This is a genomic window from Achromobacter sp. ACM05 (assembly GCF_019218915.1).
GTDB classification, from domain to species: Bacteria; Pseudomonadota; Gammaproteobacteria; order Burkholderiales; family Burkholderiaceae_B; genus Achromobacter; species Achromobacter animicus.
The window spans coordinates 19,154-34,771 of record NZ_JAHUWQ010000003.1 but is presented as its reverse complement, the minus strand read 5'-3'; the positions used below and the strand labels follow the sequence as shown (position 1 = coordinate 34,771).

Sequence of the window (15,618 nt, the reverse complement as noted above, 5' to 3'; positions counted from 1 at the left end):
CGATGGCTTCAATTTCGTCGGCTTCGATTCGATCCTCTTTGACTTCGCCTGCCTCGACTTCGCCGGTGGCGATCGTCGGCGGCGGCGCTGCGGGCACGCTGCTCGCCCTGCACCTGACCCGTTTGCACGGCATCCGCGTGACGCTCTACGACGGCGCGGGCGCTTTCGGCCGCGGCGCGGCCTATAGCGCCACCTCGCCCTGGCACCGCCTGAACGTGCCGGCGCACAAGATGGGCGGCTGGCATGCGGACGACGCCGACGGCTTTCTGCAATGGCTGGCCGACCGTGATGGCGGCACGGTGCAGTCGCATGGCCACCGGTATGTCGAGCGCGCCGTATACGGCGAATGGCTGTCGTCGCACCTGTTCGACGCAGTGCGCGCCGGCCATGTCCAGCTTGTGACCGCCCAAATACAAGGGCTTCGGGTCAAGCCGGGCGGCGTCGCGCGCTGGGAGCTGCTGCTGGACAACGGCCAACGGCACGACGCCCACGCCGTGGCGCTGTGCCAGGGCAACGCGCTGCCGCGTGCGCTGCCGGGCTTGGCGAACCATCCGCGCAGCATCGGCAATCCGTGGCTTGCACGGTCGCTGTCTCGCATCGGCAAGCACGATGCGGTCCTGGTGGCCGGATCGGGCGCCAGCGGTGTGGACGTCGTGCTGGAACTGCTGCACACGGGCCATTGCGGCCGCATCCATCTGGTTTCACGTCGCGCCTTGCTTCCGCAGCCCGAGACCATGCCCACTCACCCGGCCGCGCCGCGCCCCTTCCTGTTCGATCCGTCCCGCGATCCACCAGCCCTTCACGACCTCTACCGCACGGTGCGCGGCGCCATCGGGACCGATCTGGCCGCTTCCCGCCCGTGGCAGCCCACCATGGATGCCGTGCTGCGCCAGGCGGACGTGCTGTGGGACGGCCTGACACTTGTCGACCGTGCGCGCTTTCTGCGGCATGTACGCCCGTACTGGATGGTGTTCCGGCAACGCGCAGATCCGGCGGCCCTTGCGCATCTGCAGGCCTCGCAAGACAGCGGCCAGCTGCGCCGGACGGCGGCGCGCATCGCGTCGGCCGCCGCGCGGGACGAGCGGCTGCACGTCACGCTGCAACGCGCAGGCCAGCCGTCAGCAACCATTTCGGCGGACTGGGTCATCAACGCGACCGGTCCCGACGAACGCATCGCGCTGCGCGACGACCCATTGATCGCGAACCTGCTGCGCGACGGCCACGCTCGGATCAACGATCTGGGATTGGGGCTGCACGTGACGGCAGAAGGAGAAGTCCCGGCCACAAAGGGACGACAGACCCCAGCCCTGTTCGCGCTGGGACTGCCTACGCGTGGCGTGTTCTGGGAAGTGACCTCGGTGCCGGCCCTGCGCGCGCGGGCGGCGCCCCTGGCTGCGCGTCTGGCGGAACGCCTGCTGCGGGATGGACCGCGTTGATGACAACGGCCTGACTTGCGGGACTACCGGCCCAAGCCTCCGGGCCAGCGCGCTATCGTCCCGGCCCGCCCCCCAGCAGCTTGAACGACTGGTCAGCCGCGCGCAGATCGCGCGATTCGCGGTTCCAGCCGATCTGACGCCGATAGCTGCCCAGCAGGCCCGCGCGAACCAGTTCGTCTTCGGCCACCGGCGCAGGCGCATCGGCCTGGGGCGACACGTACATGGCGTCCTCGGGGCACCAGGCTTCGCACATGAAGCAGGTCTGACAGGCATCCTGGCGCGCGATGACCGGCGCGGCGCCTTCCACGATGTCGAACACATTGACCGGGCACACGCGGACGCAGATGTTGCAGCCCGTGCAACGGCTGTCGCTGATGAGTTCGATCATGCCGCCAGCCTCGTCTGCGGTGCGGATTGCGGCACAAACTGCGTCGCGGATTGGCCCCCGGCCCCGTCCAACGCACGAGGCTGCACCCACACCTCGTCCAGCCCGCCGGCGCTCAAGTGATGGTATTGCGCGGCGTCCTGCTCCAGGAAGTCGTAGCGCTTGTGCATGCCGCGTGTCTCGCGGCGGGCCAGCGCGCTGCGGTACATCCAGCGCGAGGTGGCCAGCATGGCCGCCGCTTCCCGCGTGGCCAGCAGATCCGCCGCAGCCACAGGCGCCGCCGAACGCAAGGCGTGCCACTGCGTGTCCAGTCGGGCGACCGAAGGCTCCAGCACGTCCGCCGTCCTGAAGTAGTTCCGCTCAAACGGCATGACCTCGTCCTGCACCGCCTTGACCAGCGCGGCCGCATCCACGGCGCGCGCGCCGTTTCCGCGCAGGCCCGCGGCGCCGGCGGCGATGGCGGTGCGTCCGCGGCCGCGCGCGGCCATCGCGTGGATGGCGGCGCCGGCGCCCGCCCAGGATCCGGACGAGATGGCCCAGGCGGCGTTATGGCTGCCGCCCCCGGTGAAGCCGCCGCAGATAAGCTCGCGCGTCGCCGCGTCGCCGGCGGCATACAGCCCCGGCACAGTGGTCGAGCAATCCGGCCCTGCCAGCCGCAGGCCGCCCGTGCCGCGCACGGTGCCCTCCAGCCGAAGCGTCACGGGAAAACGCTGCGTAAACGGGTCGATGCCGCTGCGGTCGAACGGCAGGAAGAAATTCGGTTGCGCTGCGCGCATCGCCTGCCGCGTGGGCTCGTCCGCCTGATCCAGGCGTGCGTAGACCTTCTGACGCAGCAGTTCGCGCGCGATGACCGAGCGCCCGCCCTTGGACGCCGCGCCGGGTATCGGCACGCCATCAATGTCGGTGAAGGTCGCCCAGTTGTAGAACAGCGTCTTGGTCACCGAGCCGAATTCCGGCGCGATGCCGTAGGCGTTGGAGAACTCCATGCCCGACAGCTCCGCGCCCAGTTCGGCCGCCATCAGCAGGCCGTCGCCGGTCAGCACGTTGCAGCCCAGCGCCCGGCTCAGAAAGGCGCAACCGCCGGTGGCGATGACGACCGCTCCCGCTCGCACGGTCCACGCGCCGCCCCGCTGCCGGTCCACGCCCGCCGCGCCAGCGACCGCGCCGTGCTCATCGCGCAGCAGCTCCAGCACTGGGTGATGATCGAGAATTTTGCCGCCGGCCTGCTTGACCTGCTTGCGCATTAGCCGCATGTATTCCGGGCCTTGCAGCGAATTGCGCCGCGACACGCCGTCGGCATCCACCGGAAAGGGATAGCCCCAGTCCGCCAGGGTATTGATGCCGTCCCACGTCCGGTCCAGCACACGGCCCATCCAGCCATGGTCCGCGAGGCGGCCGCCCATGTCGTAGCGGCTGGCCATCGCGGCGGCGCGCTTCTGCGGATCCGGATCAACATACCAGACCGCGGTGCCGGCCGCCGCCGTGGCGCCGGACGAACCGCAATAGCCTTTGTCCGCCAGGATGACGCTTGCGCCGGCCTGGGCGGCGCAGACCGCGGCCCACGTCCCGGCGGGGCCGCCGCCGATGACCAGCACATCCGCCTCGTAGCCCGAATTGGCGCTGCCTTGCGGCGCCGCGTGTTTGCCGGACATGGAACCCCCTGCTGTGATTGCTTGCAATAGGAAGGTTCGATGGTATGCCGCCAGTCCGCCGTCACGAACGACGGATCGGCGATTTGCAAATCACCGGGGTGATGCGCTTTGTCCGGCCATCACTGCCCGGGCGGGTCTCCGTACATATAGTCCCGCCGCCACGGATATGACAGATCGGCGGGAAAATCCAGTTCATCCGCGCGCCCCGTCGCGGGATGCTGCGCAAGAATCTGATGCAGCGCGATCCACCCATGCTCGAAGGCCATCGCGCAACCGGCCAGATACAGCCGGTAGGCGCGCAGTGAGCGCTCGCCCTGGTCCGCGCCCAGAATGCGCGCCGCGTCCGGCAACCGCGCTTCCAGCCGATCGCTCCACGCCCACAGCGTGCGCGCATAGTGCGGACGCAGGTTCTCCACGTCCAGGTCTTCCAAGCCGCCGTTGGCCAATGTCTGCATCACGACGCTGACGTGCGTCAGCTCGCCGCCCGGGAAGATGTACTTCTCGATGAACTCGCCCATGCCGTTGCCGAGTTCCGCGTTATCCACGCCGGCGGCGGTGATGCCGTGGTTCATGATGAGCCCGCCCGGCTTGAGCAGGCGGCGCAGCGTGGCGAAGTAGCTTTCCAGTTGCGCGCGGCCCACGTGCTCGAACATGCCCACCGACGCAATCTTGTCGTAGGGCTGCGACGCGTCCAGCTTGCGGTAGTCCAGCAGTTCGATGCGCACGCGATCTGACAGGCCTTTTTCCCCGATCAGCCGGCTGACGTGCGCATGCTGGTTGCGCGACAGCGTGATGCCGGTGGCGTCCACGCCATAGTGTTCGGCCGCCCACAGCAGCAGCCCGCCCCACCCCGCGCCCACATCCAGGAAGCGCTCGCCCGACGCCAGGCGCAGCTTGCGGCAGATGAGATCCAGTTTGGCTTCCTGCGCCTGCGCGAGCGTCATGCCCGGTTCGCGGAAGTATGCGCAGGAATACACGCGGCGCGGATCCAGCCACAGCGCGTAGAAGTCGTCGGACAGGTCGTAGTGAAATTCGATCTGCCGGGCGTCGCGCTCGATGGAATGGCGCCACACCGACATCACCTTGCGCACCAGGTCCGTCAGCCAGCCGCCGCGCGCCGCGTCCATCGGAGAGCCGGGCAGCAGCGCCGCGGCCGCCGCCATCACATCGCGCATGCTACCCTCGATATCGATGCGGCCTTCGACATAGTCCTGGCCCAGCACGCCAACGGCCCCTTCGGCCAGATGCGCCAACGCGGTCTTGTCATGCGTCACGAACCGCACGCGCGGGTCGGATGGGCCGAGCACGGCGCCATCGGGCAGCACAAGCTGAACGGAAACAGGCAAGGCCTGAAGTTTGCGCTCCACGACAGATAGCAAAGGATTCACGGCTTATCCTCCGGATGCATAGGGACACCAGGGACGCTAACGGAAAATGCCAGCAATCTTCCTGTAAGCCCGCCCATGATAAAGTCCCCGGCTTGGCGCGGCCAATACAGCCTCTGCACTGCCACGCGCCCTGTCCCTGCGTTTTACCGCGATCTACATGCCCCCAATGCAAACATCCCGCAGCAGCCTGCCCGGTTGGCTCATTCTCATGGGCGCGCTGACGGCCATCGGCCCGTTCGCCATCGACATGTATCTGCCCGCGTTCCCCACGATCGCGGCGAACCTTGGCGTGGCCCGCGGCGATGTCGAACGCACGCTGGCGGCGTACCTGATCGGCCTGGCGCTGGCGCAGGTGTTCTACGGCCCGATGGCGGACCGCTACGGCCGCAAGCCGCCGCTGCTGGTGGGCCTGACGCTGTTCATGATCGCCTCGCTGGGGTGCGCGCTGTCGGGTTCGGTCGAAGCCCTGACCGGCTGGCGCGTCGTGCAGGCCATGGGCGGCGCGGCCGGCATCGTGATCCCGCGCGCGGTCATCCGCGACCATTACGAAACCCATGAAGCCGCGCGCGCGATGTCGCTGCTGATGCTCATCATGGGCCTCGCACCCATCCTCGCGCCGCTGATCGGCGGCCAGCTGCTGGCCATCACCTCGTGGCGCAGCCTGTTCTGGGTGATGCTGGCGGGCGGTGCGATGCTGATGGCCGCAGTCATCATGATCATGAAGGAATCGCTCACGCCGGACCGCGTGGTGCCGCTGCGCTGGAGCACCATCCTGCAGAACTACCGCGGCCTCTTCGCGCACCGCGGCTTCATGGCGCACAGCCTGGCGGGCGGGTTCGGGCAGGCGGGCATGTTTGCGTACATCATCGGTTCGCCGCGCGTCTTCATCGAACTCTACGGCGTGCCGCCGCAGTACTACGGCCTGCTGTTCGGCACCAATGCGCTGTCGCTCATCATCTGCTCGCAGATCAGCGCCCGCCTGCTGCGCACCCACACGCCGCGACAACTGCAGCGCCGCGCGCTGGTGACGCTGGCCTGCGCCAGCCTCGCCGCCGTCGCCCTGACACTGGCCGGTCTGATGACGCTGCCGCTGCTGATGCTGTGCCTGATCGCCTACATGGGCAGCCAGGGCTTCGTGAACCCCAACTCGGCGGCGCTCGCGCTGTCCGACCAAGGCAAGCGCCTGGGCGCGGCGTCGGCGCTATTGGGGACGCTTCAATTGTCGTGCGGCGCCCTGGCGGGTTTTGCCGTCAGCGCCTGGCAGGCCGACACCGCCCTGCCCCTGACGACCACCCTGGCGGCCTGCGCCTGCCTGTCCTGGACGGCCGGCCGTGTGGCGCGTTCGCACACGTCCTAGCCCCTTTGGCTTGATTTATTTAAGAATTCCGTATTAGAATCGCGGTCTTCACATGAAGTTTCCCGTGCCGGACTACTATGCTTTGTAGTTCAGCACTCTGACCCCCAACCGCGTGTTGTGAATAAAAGCGTGAATTCAAGCGTGAATTCAAGCGGGTGGCAGGCAGCGGGTATAAGCACTGGGGTGAAATCACTTTCCCCCTCATCCACTAAGACTGGGTGGCCGGCCAAGGCAGCGCACAGCGCAGCCCACACAGCCCGGCGGCTAAACCCCCGTCTACCCCCCGAAGCGATGCGCGGCAAGAACGACACTAAAGAGGTGCATCCATGGCACGCGTATGCCAAGTGACCGGCAAAGGCCCGATGGTGGGCAACAATGTTTCGCACGCGAACAACAAGACCAAGCGCCGCTTCCTGCCCAACCTGCAATCGCGCCGGTTCTGGGTTGAAAGCGAAAACCGCTGGGTTCGCCTGCGTGTTTCGGCCAAGGCCATCCGCACGATCGACAAGAACGGCATCGAAGCCGTGCTGGCCGACATGCGTGCCCGCGGCGAACTGGCCTAATCGGCCGCCCCGCCAATCTACATACTAGGAGCACGACATGGCCAAAGGTATCCGCGAAAAGATCAAACTCGAGTCGACCGCCGGCACGGGTCATTTCTACACGACCACCAAGAACAAGCGCAACATGCCCGAGAAGATGCTGATCAAGAAATTTGATCCGGTCGCTCGCAAGCACGTCGACTACAAGGAAACCAAGCTGAAGTAATTCAGCCGGTATCCCGCAAAAAAGGCCCTGTCATGCAGGGCCTTTTTTATTGCCGTTATTTTCGTGCCATTCGTTTTCCACCGCCATTTGCCGCCGCGCTGAAGGCCATGTTTCAATTAGGCCGCACCCGCGGCGCCCCAGGCGCGCGCAGGGGCCCGATTCATTCAACGCTGCGATAACCCGCCATGATCCGTCCCTGCCTCACCCTGCTGCGCCGCGCCGTTGCGCCCGCCCTCATCGCCCTGGCGCTGGCGCCGGCCGCCCCCGCCGCCGCGAAAGACAAGGAACCGCCCATCCGCATCGGCGAGATCAACAGCTACAAGGCCATTCCCGCCTTTCTGGGCCCGTACAAGAAGGGTTGGCAGTTGGCGCTTGAAGAAGTCAACGCCGCGGGCGGCGTGCTGGGCAGAAAGCTTGAGGTCATCTCGCGCGACGATAACGGCAACCCCGGCGACTCGGTCCGCGCCGCGCAGGAACTGCTGGCGCGCGAAAAAGTCGAGCTGCTGTTCGGCGGCTTTCTTTCCAACACGGGTCTCGCACTGACCGACTTCGCCAAGCAGCAAGAGGTGTTCTTCCTGGCCGCTGAGCCGTTGACCGACAAGATCACCTGGCAGGAAGGCAACCGCTATACCTACCGCCTGCGTCCATCCACCTGGATGCACGTGGCGGCGCTGGCCCCTAAGGCGCTCGCGCTGCGCAAGAAGCGCTGGGCCATCGTCTATCCCAATTACGAATACGGCCAATCCGCCGTGGCCACGTTCAAGGCCATGATGCAGTCGTTCCAGTCCGACGTCGAATTCGTCGCCGAACAGGCCGTGCCGCTGGGCAAGGTGGATGCCGGCGCGGTCGTGCAGGCATTGGCCGACGCCAAGCCCGACGCCATCTTCAACGTGCTGTTCGCCGCCGATCTGACCCGCTTCGTGCGCGAAGGCAACACGCGCGGCCTGTTTGAAAACATGCCCGTCGTGTCGCTCTTGTCCGGCGAACCCGAGTACCTGGAACCGCTGGGCGCCGACACGCCTACCGGCTGGATCGTCACCGGCTACCCCTGGTACGCCATCGACACCCCGGCCAACAAGACCTTCGTCGAAGCCTACAAAAAGCGCTTCAACGAGACGCCCAAGGTCGGTTCCGTCGTCGGCTATGCGTCGCTGATGTCCATTGCGCAGGGCCTGAAGGCCGCCGGTTCCGTCGACACGGAAAAGCTCGTCGACGCCTTTGCCGGCCTGAAGGTGGACACGCCCTATGGTCCCATCCAGTACCGCAAGATCGACCATCAATCGACGATGGGCGTCTATGTGGGCGTGACGGCGGTCGAAGACGGCAAGGGCATCATGAAGGATTTCGCCTACATCGACGGCGCCCGCCTGCAACCGCCTGACGAGCAGGTGCGCAAGATGCGGCCGGCGCCTGCCCGCTGATGAATGTATCCGGGCTGCTGCTGCAGCTACTCAATGGCCTGGCCGACGCCAGCGCGCTGTTTCTGGTCGCCGCCGGGCTGTCGCTGATCTTTGGCGTGACGCGCGTGGTCAACTTCGCGCACGGCTCGTTCTACATGCTGGGCGTGTATCTGGCCTGGACCTTCACCAGCCACTTCGGCGGCGGCGCGGGCTACTGGTTCGGGCTGCTGCTGGCGGCGCTGGCCACCGGCCTGATCGGCGCCGCGGCCGAATTGCTGGTGCTCAAGCGCCTGTACCGCGCCCCCGAACTCTTCCAGTTGCTGGCCACTTTCGCGCTGGTCCTCATCATCGGCGACGTGGCCCTGGCGGTCTGGGGTCCCGAAGACCTCTTCTCCGCCCGCGCGCCAGGCCTGTCGGGCGCCGTGCAAATTCTGGGCCGGCGCTACCCCGAATACGACCTGCTGCTGATCGCCGCCGGTCCCATCGTGCTGGGCCTGCTGTGGCTGCTGCTCATGCGCACGCGCTGGGGCCGGTTGCTGCGCGCCGCCGCTGAAAACCGCACGATGCTCGCGGCCCTTGGCGTGAACCAGGCCTGGCTGTTCACGTCGGCCTTCACGCTGGGCGCCTTCCTTGCCGGCCTGGGCGGCGCGCTGGCCGCGCCGCGCGTGCCCGCCACGCTGGGCCTGGACCTGGAGATCATCGCCAGCGCCTTCGTGGTGGTGGTCGTGGGCGGGCTCGGATCGATACCGGGCGCGTTCCTGGCGGCCGTCCTGATCTGCTCGGTCAAGGCGCTGTTCGTGTTCCTGGGCCAGGTCGCCATCGGCCCCTGGGTATTCAACCTGTCCAAGCTCACGCTGCTGGCTGAATTCGCGGTGATGGCCGTGGTGCTGGTCGTGCGGCCTTGGGGCCTGATGGGCAAGCCGCCCGCGCCGGCCTCGCACGCCGGTCCGCCCGAACGCCCCATCGCCCCCGCTGGGCCTCGGCTGCGTCTGGCCTACGCCGTGCTGCTGGTTCTGTTGGCGCTGGTGCCCGTCGCCACGCTGTACTGGCCCTATCTCAGCATCCTGATGACCGAGATCCTGATCGCCGCGCTGTTTGCCGCCAGCCTGCACTTTCTGACCGGACTGGCGGGCATGACCTCGTTCGGCCACGCCGCGTGGTTCGGGCTGGGCGCCTACGGCGCCGCGTTGCTGCTGAAACTGGCCGCCATCCCCATGGAAGCGGCGCTGCTGCTCGGCCCGTTCGCCGCAGCCCTTGGCGCGCTGGTGTTCGGCTGGTTCTGTGTGCGCCTGTCCGGCGTGTACCTGGCCATGCTGACGCTGGCCGTCGCGCAGATCCTGTGGGCACTCACCTATCAATGGGATGACGTGACCGGCGGCAGCAACGGGCTGACCGGCTTGTGGCCCTCGGCATGGCTCTCGCAAGGACCGTGGTTCTATTACCTGTCGCTGGTGCTGTGCGCGGCCGGGGTCTGGTGGCTGCGGCGGCTGGCGTTTTCCCCGCTGGGCTTTGCGCTGCGCGGCGTGCGCGATTCGGCCTTGCGCGCCGAAGCGCTTGGCATGGACACGCGCCGCATCCAGTGGGCCGGATTTGTGGCCGCCTCGTTCGCGGCGGGCCTGGCCGGATCGCTCTACGCATTTTCCAAGGGCAGCATCGCGCCCGACGTGCTGGCGGTGAGCCGCTCGGTGGACGGGCTGGTCATGGTGCTGCTGGGCGGCATCCAGACGCTGGCCGGTCCGCTCGTTGGCGCGGCGTCGTACACCTGGCTGCAGGATGCTGCGGCGCGCAGCACCGAATACTGGCACGCGGTGCTGGGCCTGGCCATCCTGGCGCTGGTCATGGCCTTCCCCGAAGGGCTGGCCGGCGCGGCGGCCCGCCTGCGCAGGAGGTCCGCATGACGACGGCAGTTCCCCTGCTGCAGGTGCGCAACCTGCGCAAATCCTTCGGCGGCATCGACGCGCTGGCCGACGTGTCGTTCGACCTGCACGCCGGACACATGCTGGCCTTGATCGGCCCGAACGGCGCGGGCAAGTCGACATGCTTCAACGTGCTGGGCGGGCAGCTGCGCCCGGATTCGGGTTCGGTTCGGCTGGACGGGCAGGAGCTTGTTGGCCTGTCGGCCGGCAAGATCTGCCGGCTGGGCGTGGGCCGCAGCTTCCAGACCGCGGCCACGTTCCGGTCCATGACCGTGCTTGAAAACGTGCAGACGGCCCTACTGTCCCGCGACCGGCTGCTTTTTAACCCTTGGCGGCGCGCCGCCCGCCATGCCGTTGATGAAGCCAGGACCCTGCTGTCGCAAGTGCAGATGGCGGACAAGGCTGACGACGCCTGCGGCACGCTGGCCTATGGCGACGTCAAACGAGTGGAGCTTGCGATGGCGTTGGCGCACCAGCCGCGTCTGTTGCTGATGGACGAGCCCACAGCCGGCATGGCCACCAACGAGCGCCACGCGCTAATGCGCCTGACCCGCCAACTGGCGGACACGCAACGCCTTGCCGTCCTGTTCACGGAACACAGCCTGGACGTCGTGTTCAAGCACGCAGATCGCATCGCGGTGCTGGTGCGCGGCGGCCTGCTGGCCGAAGGCGCTCCCGCCGCCATCGCGGCTGACGAGCGGGTCAAGGCCGCTTATCTGGGCACCGAGGCGCCGCAAGGCGCCTGACGTCAACGCGGGCCGCGGACCGTCAGGGCCGCGACGGCGCCTGCGTCAACAAGCCCGCCGCAATCATCGCATCACCCATCTCGCTGCGGGCTGTCCGGCTGGCATTCCCAGAAGATCCGGGCCGTGCATCCCGCGCAAATGTTCCGGTCCAGCTTCGCGTAGATCGCATGCAATGCCGTCGCCTTGTCCGGAAAGATGTGATCGGCGCCCAGCCGCTCCAGAAATCCTGTGCGGCTCCACATGTCCATGACCTCTGGCCGAGGCCGGTGGAAATAAAGGTCGCCGCCCATCGCGCGCCGGGCCGCCAGTTCGTCGTCCCAGACCTGCGCGCCGGCCAGGTCGATGAAATTCATGCTCTTGGCCATGACCAGCAGATGGCGCGGCGCGCCGGGCGCCGAGCGCAGGTCATGCAGCCGCTGCGCCACGTGCGCCGCCGCGCCGAAATAGACCGACCCTTCCATGCGCAGCAGCTTCAGTTGGGGACATTCCGGCAACGCGTCCGGCTGATGCTCCAGCACGACGAAGCGGCGATCCAGCCCGCGCGAATCAAATCCCATCGTGCGCATCGCCGGCCGCGACGTGCGGTGCAGATACACCATCAGCGACAGCACCGTGCCCAGCAGGATTGCCACTTCCATGCGGATGGCGATCGTCGCGGCCAGCGTGGCGCCGGCGATGGCGCATTCGCCAGGCTGTGTGCGCAGCAGGTGCCGCCAGCGCGGCACGTCCAGCAGCGTCCAGGCCACCAGCAACAGCAACCCCGCGATCGCGGCATGCGGAATCAACGCCAGCAACGGGGCGGACACCGCCACCAGCAGCATCAGCAACAACGCGGAAAACACTGACGCCAGCGGCGTCTTCGCGCCGGCCTCGAAGTTGGGAATGGACCGATTGAGCGATCCGCACGACAGATAACAGGAAAAGAACCCGCCGACGACGTTGGACAGACCCTGCCCCACAAACTCGCGGTTCGCGTCGATGCGCTGCCCGGAACGCGTCGCCACCGCCTTGGCGATGGAAATGGACTGCGCCAGCGCCACGATGGTCAGCGCGAACGCCAGGCTCAGCAGATCGGGAAGCGCGCGCCAGTCGACGCTGGGCACATGAAACGGCGGCCACGGTTGCGCGATCGCGCCCAGCACGGGAACCGGCGCGTCCCCGGGGGCCAGGATCCACGTATTGAAAACCCATGCCGCGAACGTCCCCGCAGCCAGGCCGAGGAGCATGTAAGGTTTGCGCTTGTCGAACCTGCGTGCCAGCAATGCCGTGACCAGGGTGACCAGCGTCACCAGCAAGGCGCCGGGATGCACCTGCCCGAGATGCGTGGCGACGCTTTCCAGCACCGCCCCCGCGCCGTGCGCTTCTGGCGACGGCAGGCCCAGCGCGTCCTTCAACGCATGCACCGCGATCAGCACGGCCGCGCCGCTGGTAAAGCCGAACAACGCCGACGGTGATATGAAGTGCGCCAGAGATCCCAGCCGCAAGACACCCACCAGCCACTGCATGACGCCGACCAGCACGGTCACGGCAAGCGCAAGCTGGATATAGGCGGGGCTGCCCGCAGCCGCCAGCGGCGCCAGCACGGCAAACAGCGCCAGCGAATTCGCGTTGGTCGGGCCCGACATCACATGGCGGCTGGAGCCGAACAACGCCGCCACGATACAGGGCACGATGGCCGAATACAGGCCGTACTCCGGCGGCAGGCCCGCCAGCGTGGCAAACGCAACGCCCTGCGGCAGCACCAGCAACGCCCCCAACAGGCCCGCCGCCAGATCGGCGCGCAGCGTCAACCGGTTGACGTCGTCCACCCACGAGCCGAAAAGCCGGCGCGCGACGTTCATTCCCCCCTGCATCATCCTGTCTTGTTCCCTGGGCATCGGCGTTCACGCCGGTCCGGCTAGGGTAAACGCTCGACCTTGACCACGCAACGCGGCAATCAGCGGATCAGCCCGCTTCACCGCCGCGGCGCGCCTTCATGGCCTGGCCGATCGCGGCCAGCGCATCGTCGGGAATCAGCCGCGCCGCCATCGGCAGCAGCTCGTCCTCTTCGCGCCGGATGTGCGCGTTGTAGGCGTCGGTGAAAGCCTGGACCTGCTCCGCCGGCAATTGCGCCGGCCGACCCGCCGCGATCTCGGACAGCGTCTCGCGCAAGGGTTCCCACAGTCCGGCCAAATGCCGATGATCAGCCATCAGACCGTCTACCAGCGCGTGCAGGCACACCGCGTCGGACCCCGCCATGGAATCGATCAGGGCGGGAAACAGGTCCTCTTCTTCGTCTTCGTGGTGATGGGCTGCGGCGGTGTCGAAATACCGGCGCACACTGGTGGCGGCGGTTTGCGCCGCAGCGTCGCTGCCATGCGCGGGCAGGTGCGCCGCCAGCCGCGCCAGCGTGGCGCATTGGCGCGCGATGCGTCCGTGACAGGCTGACAGCAGCGCCAGCGGATCGTCAGGGCCCGGCGCCGCGGCCGGTCCGCCTGGAAAGCTCACTGCCATCGCCTACCTCCGAAATCGTGTTGCGTTATCCCTGCGTGCCGCGCCACCACAAACGGATGGAATCCCACGCGCGGCCGGCAATGCCTGCCTCGGCCACCGGCTCCAGCGCGACAACCGGGAAGTGCATGGCGGGCTTGCCATCGACCGTCACCCGCAGTTCGCCCACCGTCGATTGCGCGGCGATTGGCGCAACCAGCGGCGCCTGCGGCGCCCAGACCGATTCGACCTTCGCGCCGGCGGGCACGGTGACGTACGCGTCCCGCGAGAAGCCGACCTTCATGCTGTCCGCCTCGCCCTTCCAGACCTCCGGCGTCGCGACGGTTTGCCCGCTCGCGTAGAGCTTGATGGTATTGAACCCCTGGAAGCCCCATTCCAGCAACTCGCGGCTTTCCTGCGTGCGCAGCTTGTCGGACGCGGTGCCGACCACCACCGTGATCAGCCGCCGCTGATCGCTGCCATTGGGCCGGCGCGCCGAGGCGATGATGCAATAGCCGGCCGATGCCGTATGTCCGGTCTTCAACCCATCAACGCTGGGATCCAGCCACAGCAGCCGGTTGCGGTTGGGCTGCGTGATCTTGTTGAAGGTGAACTGTTTGGCCGAATCGTAGGTCTTGTAGAGCTGAGGAAAATCGCGGATGAAGCGCGTGGCCAGGATCGACAGGTCGCTCGCGGTGGAGTACGTATTCGGATCCGGCAGCCCGTGCGGACTGGCGAAACGCGTAGCGTGCAAGCCCAGACGCGCGGCGGTGTCGTTCATGCGTTCGACAAAGGCTTCGACGCTGCCCGACACGGCCTCGGCCAGCGCGACGGCCGCGTCATTGCCCGATTGGATCATCAACCCGCGCAGCAGGTCGTCCACCGACACCTTGGTGTTTGGCTCCAGGAACATCTTCGAGCTTCCCGCCGGCACCTTCCAGGCCCGCGCCGAGATCGTGACGAGCTGGTTCGCCGTCAGCTCTTTCTTGGTCAACGCCTCGAACACCACATAGGCCGTCATGATCTTGGTCAAGGACGCCGGCTCGATGCGCGTCGTGGCCGCGTGCGACGCGATGACCTGGCCGCTGGTTTCATCCAGCAGCAGCCAGGCCTTGGCCGACAGCGCTGGCGCGGGCATCGATTGCGCCATTGCGCTGGATATACAAGCGGTCGCAACGAGCAGGCTCGCCGCCAACTTCTTCATCAACATATAGCTGCTTCACTTCCATGTTCTGGTTTTCTTCGGGTGCGCGCGATTGCAAGGGAAAGGCCTGATTTCAGGCACTTTCCGCGCCTGCCTGCCGCGCGCGCCGCCCGCAATTGGAACATGCGCCGCCAGATAGGTTCATCCGCATGCCTCGCGACGGCGTCTGACCGCGCGCCTTCGCAGCGTTTTCCATCGCGCGCGCGGCCTGCGGCTATGGCCCGCGAAAACGCCGGCGAATGTCACGACATCTTGCGAAACCCCTTGCAGAAAGCACTTTTCTGCGTCGAAAACAACAAACAGTGGCTTAAAACCCGTTGGAAAGCCGCTTTTACCGCCACTCTTCCGCTATCATCGGGCGCGTAGCGTCAAATGCCGATATCCGGCACGCGCTGCTCCATGTCCTCAACATACGGATTTTGACCATGGCCACGAAAGCTAAAGCTCCTGCCAAGAAAGTCACCAAGACCGCCGTCAAGGCGCCCGCAAAGAAGGCAACTGCCGCCAAGCCCGCCGTGAAGCCGGCTGCCAAGAAGGCCGTCGCCGCCAAGAAGGTCGCTGCCGCCCCCAAGGCCATCAAGGCCGCGATGAACAAGACCCAGCTCATCGCCTACATCGTTGAGCAATCGGGCGTCGAAGCCAAGTCGGTCAAGGCCGTCCTGGCCAGCCTGGAAACCTCGGTGCTGGGTTCCGTGGACAAGAAGGGCGCTGGCGAATTCACGCTGCCCGGCCTGTTCAAGGTTGCCGTGCAAAAGGTTCCCGCCAAGGCCAAGCGCTTCGGCAAGGATCCGTTCACGGGCGAAGAGCGCTGGTTCCCCGCCAAGCCGGCTTCGGTCAAGGTGAAGGTTCGCCCGCTCAAGAAGCTGAAGGACGCCGCGCAGTAATTTCATTACGCGC

General features: G+C 66.9%; 15 protein-coding genes. 8 read left to right on the top strand and 7 right to left on the bottom strand.

All coding sequences use genetic code 11. The features are described from left to right. The first annotated feature begins 38 nt into the window (after positions 1 to 38). Positions 39 to 1,436 carry an FAD/NAD(P)-binding protein gene (locus tag KW836_RS18480; protein WP_218344342.1) on the top strand — a complete coding sequence of 466 codons (1,398 nt, stop codon included), beginning with the start codon at positions 39 to 41 and terminating at the stop codon, positions 1,434 to 1,436. 52 nt (positions 1,437 to 1,488) lie between these two features. Here KW836_RS18480 and KW836_RS18475 read toward each other — a convergent pair whose 3' ends face one another. The 3 genes from KW836_RS18475 to KW836_RS18465 form a co-directional block, all read right to left on the bottom strand. Continuing rightward, the gene (locus tag KW836_RS18475) at positions 1,489 to 1,824 is read right to left on the bottom strand and encodes a 4Fe-4S dicluster domain-containing protein (RefSeq protein ID WP_218344341.1); all 336 of its coding nucleotides are present in this window, start codon (positions 1,822 to 1,824) and stop codon (positions 1,489 to 1,491) included. Beyond that, complete coding sequence (locus KW836_RS18470) at positions 1,821 to 3,473, bottom strand: FAD-dependent oxidoreductase (RefSeq protein ID WP_218344340.1); 1,653 nt, start codon at positions 3,471 to 3,473, stop codon at positions 1,821 to 1,823. The genes KW836_RS18475 and KW836_RS18470 overlap by 4 nt, the downstream gene beginning before the upstream one ends. Positions 3,474 to 3,592: 119 nt before the next feature. Next, positions 3,593 to 4,861, bottom strand: a complete 1,269-nt coding sequence (locus tag KW836_RS18465) for a class I SAM-dependent methyltransferase (protein WP_218344339.1) — start codon at positions 4,859 to 4,861, stop codon at positions 3,593 to 3,595. Between the two features lie 157 nt (positions 4,862 to 5,018). Here KW836_RS18465 and KW836_RS18460 point away from each other — a divergent pair, with 157 nt between their 5' ends. From KW836_RS18460 to KW836_RS18435, 6 genes are all read left to right on the top strand, one after another. Then, positions 5,019 to 6,218 (top strand): Bcr/CflA family multidrug efflux MFS transporter, encoded by a 1,200-nt coding sequence (locus KW836_RS18460; protein WP_218344338.1) that lies wholly within the window; start codon positions 5,019 to 5,021, stop codon positions 6,216 to 6,218. A gap of 326 nt (positions 6,219 to 6,544) precedes the next feature. Next, a complete protein-coding gene (gene rpmB / locus KW836_RS18455; RefSeq protein ID WP_076515521.1) occupies positions 6,545 to 6,781 on the top strand; it encodes a 50S ribosomal protein L28 in 237 nt (78 codons plus the stop codon). Between the two features lie 37 nt (positions 6,782 to 6,818). Continuing rightward, positions 6,819 to 6,986: a 50S ribosomal protein L33 gene (rpmG, locus tag KW836_RS18450; protein ID WP_003810296.1), complete on the top strand. Its 168-nt coding sequence runs from the start codon at positions 6,819 to 6,821 to the stop codon at positions 6,984 to 6,986. 185 nt (positions 6,987 to 7,171) lie between these two features. After that, on the top strand, positions 7,172 to 8,407 hold the full coding sequence (locus tag KW836_RS18445) for an ABC transporter substrate-binding protein (protein WP_175139356.1): 1,236 nt from the start codon (positions 7,172 to 7,174) through the stop codon (positions 8,405 to 8,407). Beyond that, positions 8,407 to 10,284, top strand: a complete 1,878-nt coding sequence (locus KW836_RS18440; RefSeq protein ID WP_175139357.1) for an ABC transporter permease — start codon at positions 8,407 to 8,409, stop codon at positions 10,282 to 10,284. The genes KW836_RS18445 and KW836_RS18440 overlap by 1 nt, the downstream gene beginning before the upstream one ends. After that, positions 10,281 to 11,048, top strand: coding sequence for an ABC transporter ATP-binding protein (locus KW836_RS18435; RefSeq protein ID WP_218344337.1), 768 nt, complete (start codon positions 10,281 to 10,283; stop codon positions 11,046 to 11,048). The genes KW836_RS18440 and KW836_RS18435 overlap by 4 nt, the downstream gene beginning before the upstream one ends. A gap of 71 nt (positions 11,049 to 11,119) precedes the next feature. Here the strand turns inward: KW836_RS18435 and KW836_RS18430 are convergent, their stop codons facing one another. From KW836_RS18430 to KW836_RS27940, 4 genes are all read right to left on the bottom strand, one after another. Then, complete coding sequence (locus tag KW836_RS18430) at positions 11,120 to 12,889, bottom strand: SulP family inorganic anion transporter (RefSeq protein WP_218344336.1); 1,770 nt, start codon at positions 12,887 to 12,889, stop codon at positions 11,120 to 11,122. Positions 12,890 to 12,992: 103 nt separating this feature from the next. Then, on the bottom strand, positions 12,993 to 13,541 hold the full coding sequence (locus KW836_RS18425; RefSeq protein ID WP_218344335.1) for a hemerythrin domain-containing protein: 549 nt from the start codon (positions 13,539 to 13,541) through the stop codon (positions 12,993 to 12,995). Positions 13,542 to 13,566: 25 nt separating this feature from the next. After that, positions 13,567 to 14,667 (bottom strand): D-alanyl-D-alanine carboxypeptidase family protein, encoded by a 1,101-nt coding sequence (locus KW836_RS18420; RefSeq protein WP_255596073.1) that lies wholly within the window; start codon positions 14,665 to 14,667, stop codon positions 13,567 to 13,569. Continuing rightward, positions 14,609 to 14,746 carry a hypothetical protein gene (locus KW836_RS27940; protein ID WP_255596125.1) on the bottom strand — a complete coding sequence of 46 codons (138 nt, stop codon included), beginning with the start codon at positions 14,744 to 14,746 and terminating at the stop codon, positions 14,609 to 14,611. Before KW836_RS27940 ends, KW836_RS18420 begins: the two co-directional genes overlap by 59 nt. A 400-nt stretch (positions 14,747 to 15,146) precedes the next feature. Between KW836_RS27940 and KW836_RS18415 the strand changes: the two genes are divergently transcribed. After that, positions 15,147 to 15,605 (top strand): HU family DNA-binding protein, encoded by a 459-nt coding sequence (locus tag KW836_RS18415; RefSeq protein WP_063954526.1) that lies wholly within the window; start codon positions 15,147 to 15,149, stop codon positions 15,603 to 15,605. The last annotated feature ends 13 nt before the right edge of the window (positions 15,606 to 15,618 follow it).

Coding starts and splice junctions, on each gene's coding strand:
- KW836_RS18445 (WP_175139356.1), top strand. CDS start 7,172: ATGATCCGTCCCTGCCTCACCCTGCTGCGCCGCGCCGTTGCGCCCGCC.
- KW836_RS18420 (WP_255596073.1), bottom strand. CDS start 14,667: ATGGCGCAATCGATGCCCGCGCCAGCGCTGTCGGCCAAGGCCTGGCTG.
- rpmG (WP_003810296.1), top strand. CDS start 6,819: ATGGCCAAAGGTATCCGCGAAAAGATCAAACTCGAGTCGACCGCCGGC.
- KW836_RS18460 (WP_218344338.1), top strand. CDS start 5,019: ATGCCCCCAATGCAAACATCCCGCAGCAGCCTGCCCGGTTGGCTCATT.
- KW836_RS18470 (WP_218344340.1), bottom strand. CDS start 3,473: ATGTCCGGCAAACACGCGGCGCCGCAAGGCAGCGCCAATTCGGGCTAC.
- KW836_RS18415 (WP_063954526.1), top strand. CDS start 15,147: ATGGCCACGAAAGCTAAAGCTCCTGCCAAGAAAGTCACCAAGACCGCC.
- KW836_RS18435 (WP_218344337.1), top strand. CDS start 10,281: ATGACGACGGCAGTTCCCCTGCTGCAGGTGCGCAACCTGCGCAAATCC.
- KW836_RS18425 (WP_218344335.1), bottom strand. CDS start 13,541: ATGGCAGTGAGCTTTCCAGGCGGACCGGCCGCGGCGCCGGGCCCTGAC.
- KW836_RS18430 (WP_218344336.1), bottom strand. CDS start 12,889: ATGAACGTCGCGCGCCGGCTTTTCGGCTCGTGGGTGGACGACGTCAAC.
- KW836_RS18440 (WP_175139357.1), top strand. CDS start 8,407: ATGAATGTATCCGGGCTGCTGCTGCAGCTACTCAATGGCCTGGCCGAC.
- KW836_RS18475 (WP_218344341.1), bottom strand. CDS start 1,824: ATGATCGAACTCATCAGCGACAGCCGTTGCACGGGCTGCAACATCTGC.
- rpmB (WP_076515521.1), top strand. CDS start 6,545: ATGGCACGCGTATGCCAAGTGACCGGCAAAGGCCCGATGGTGGGCAAC.
- KW836_RS27940 (WP_255596125.1), bottom strand. CDS start 14,746: ATGGAAGTGAAGCAGCTATATGTTGATGAAGAAGTTGGCGGCGAGCCT.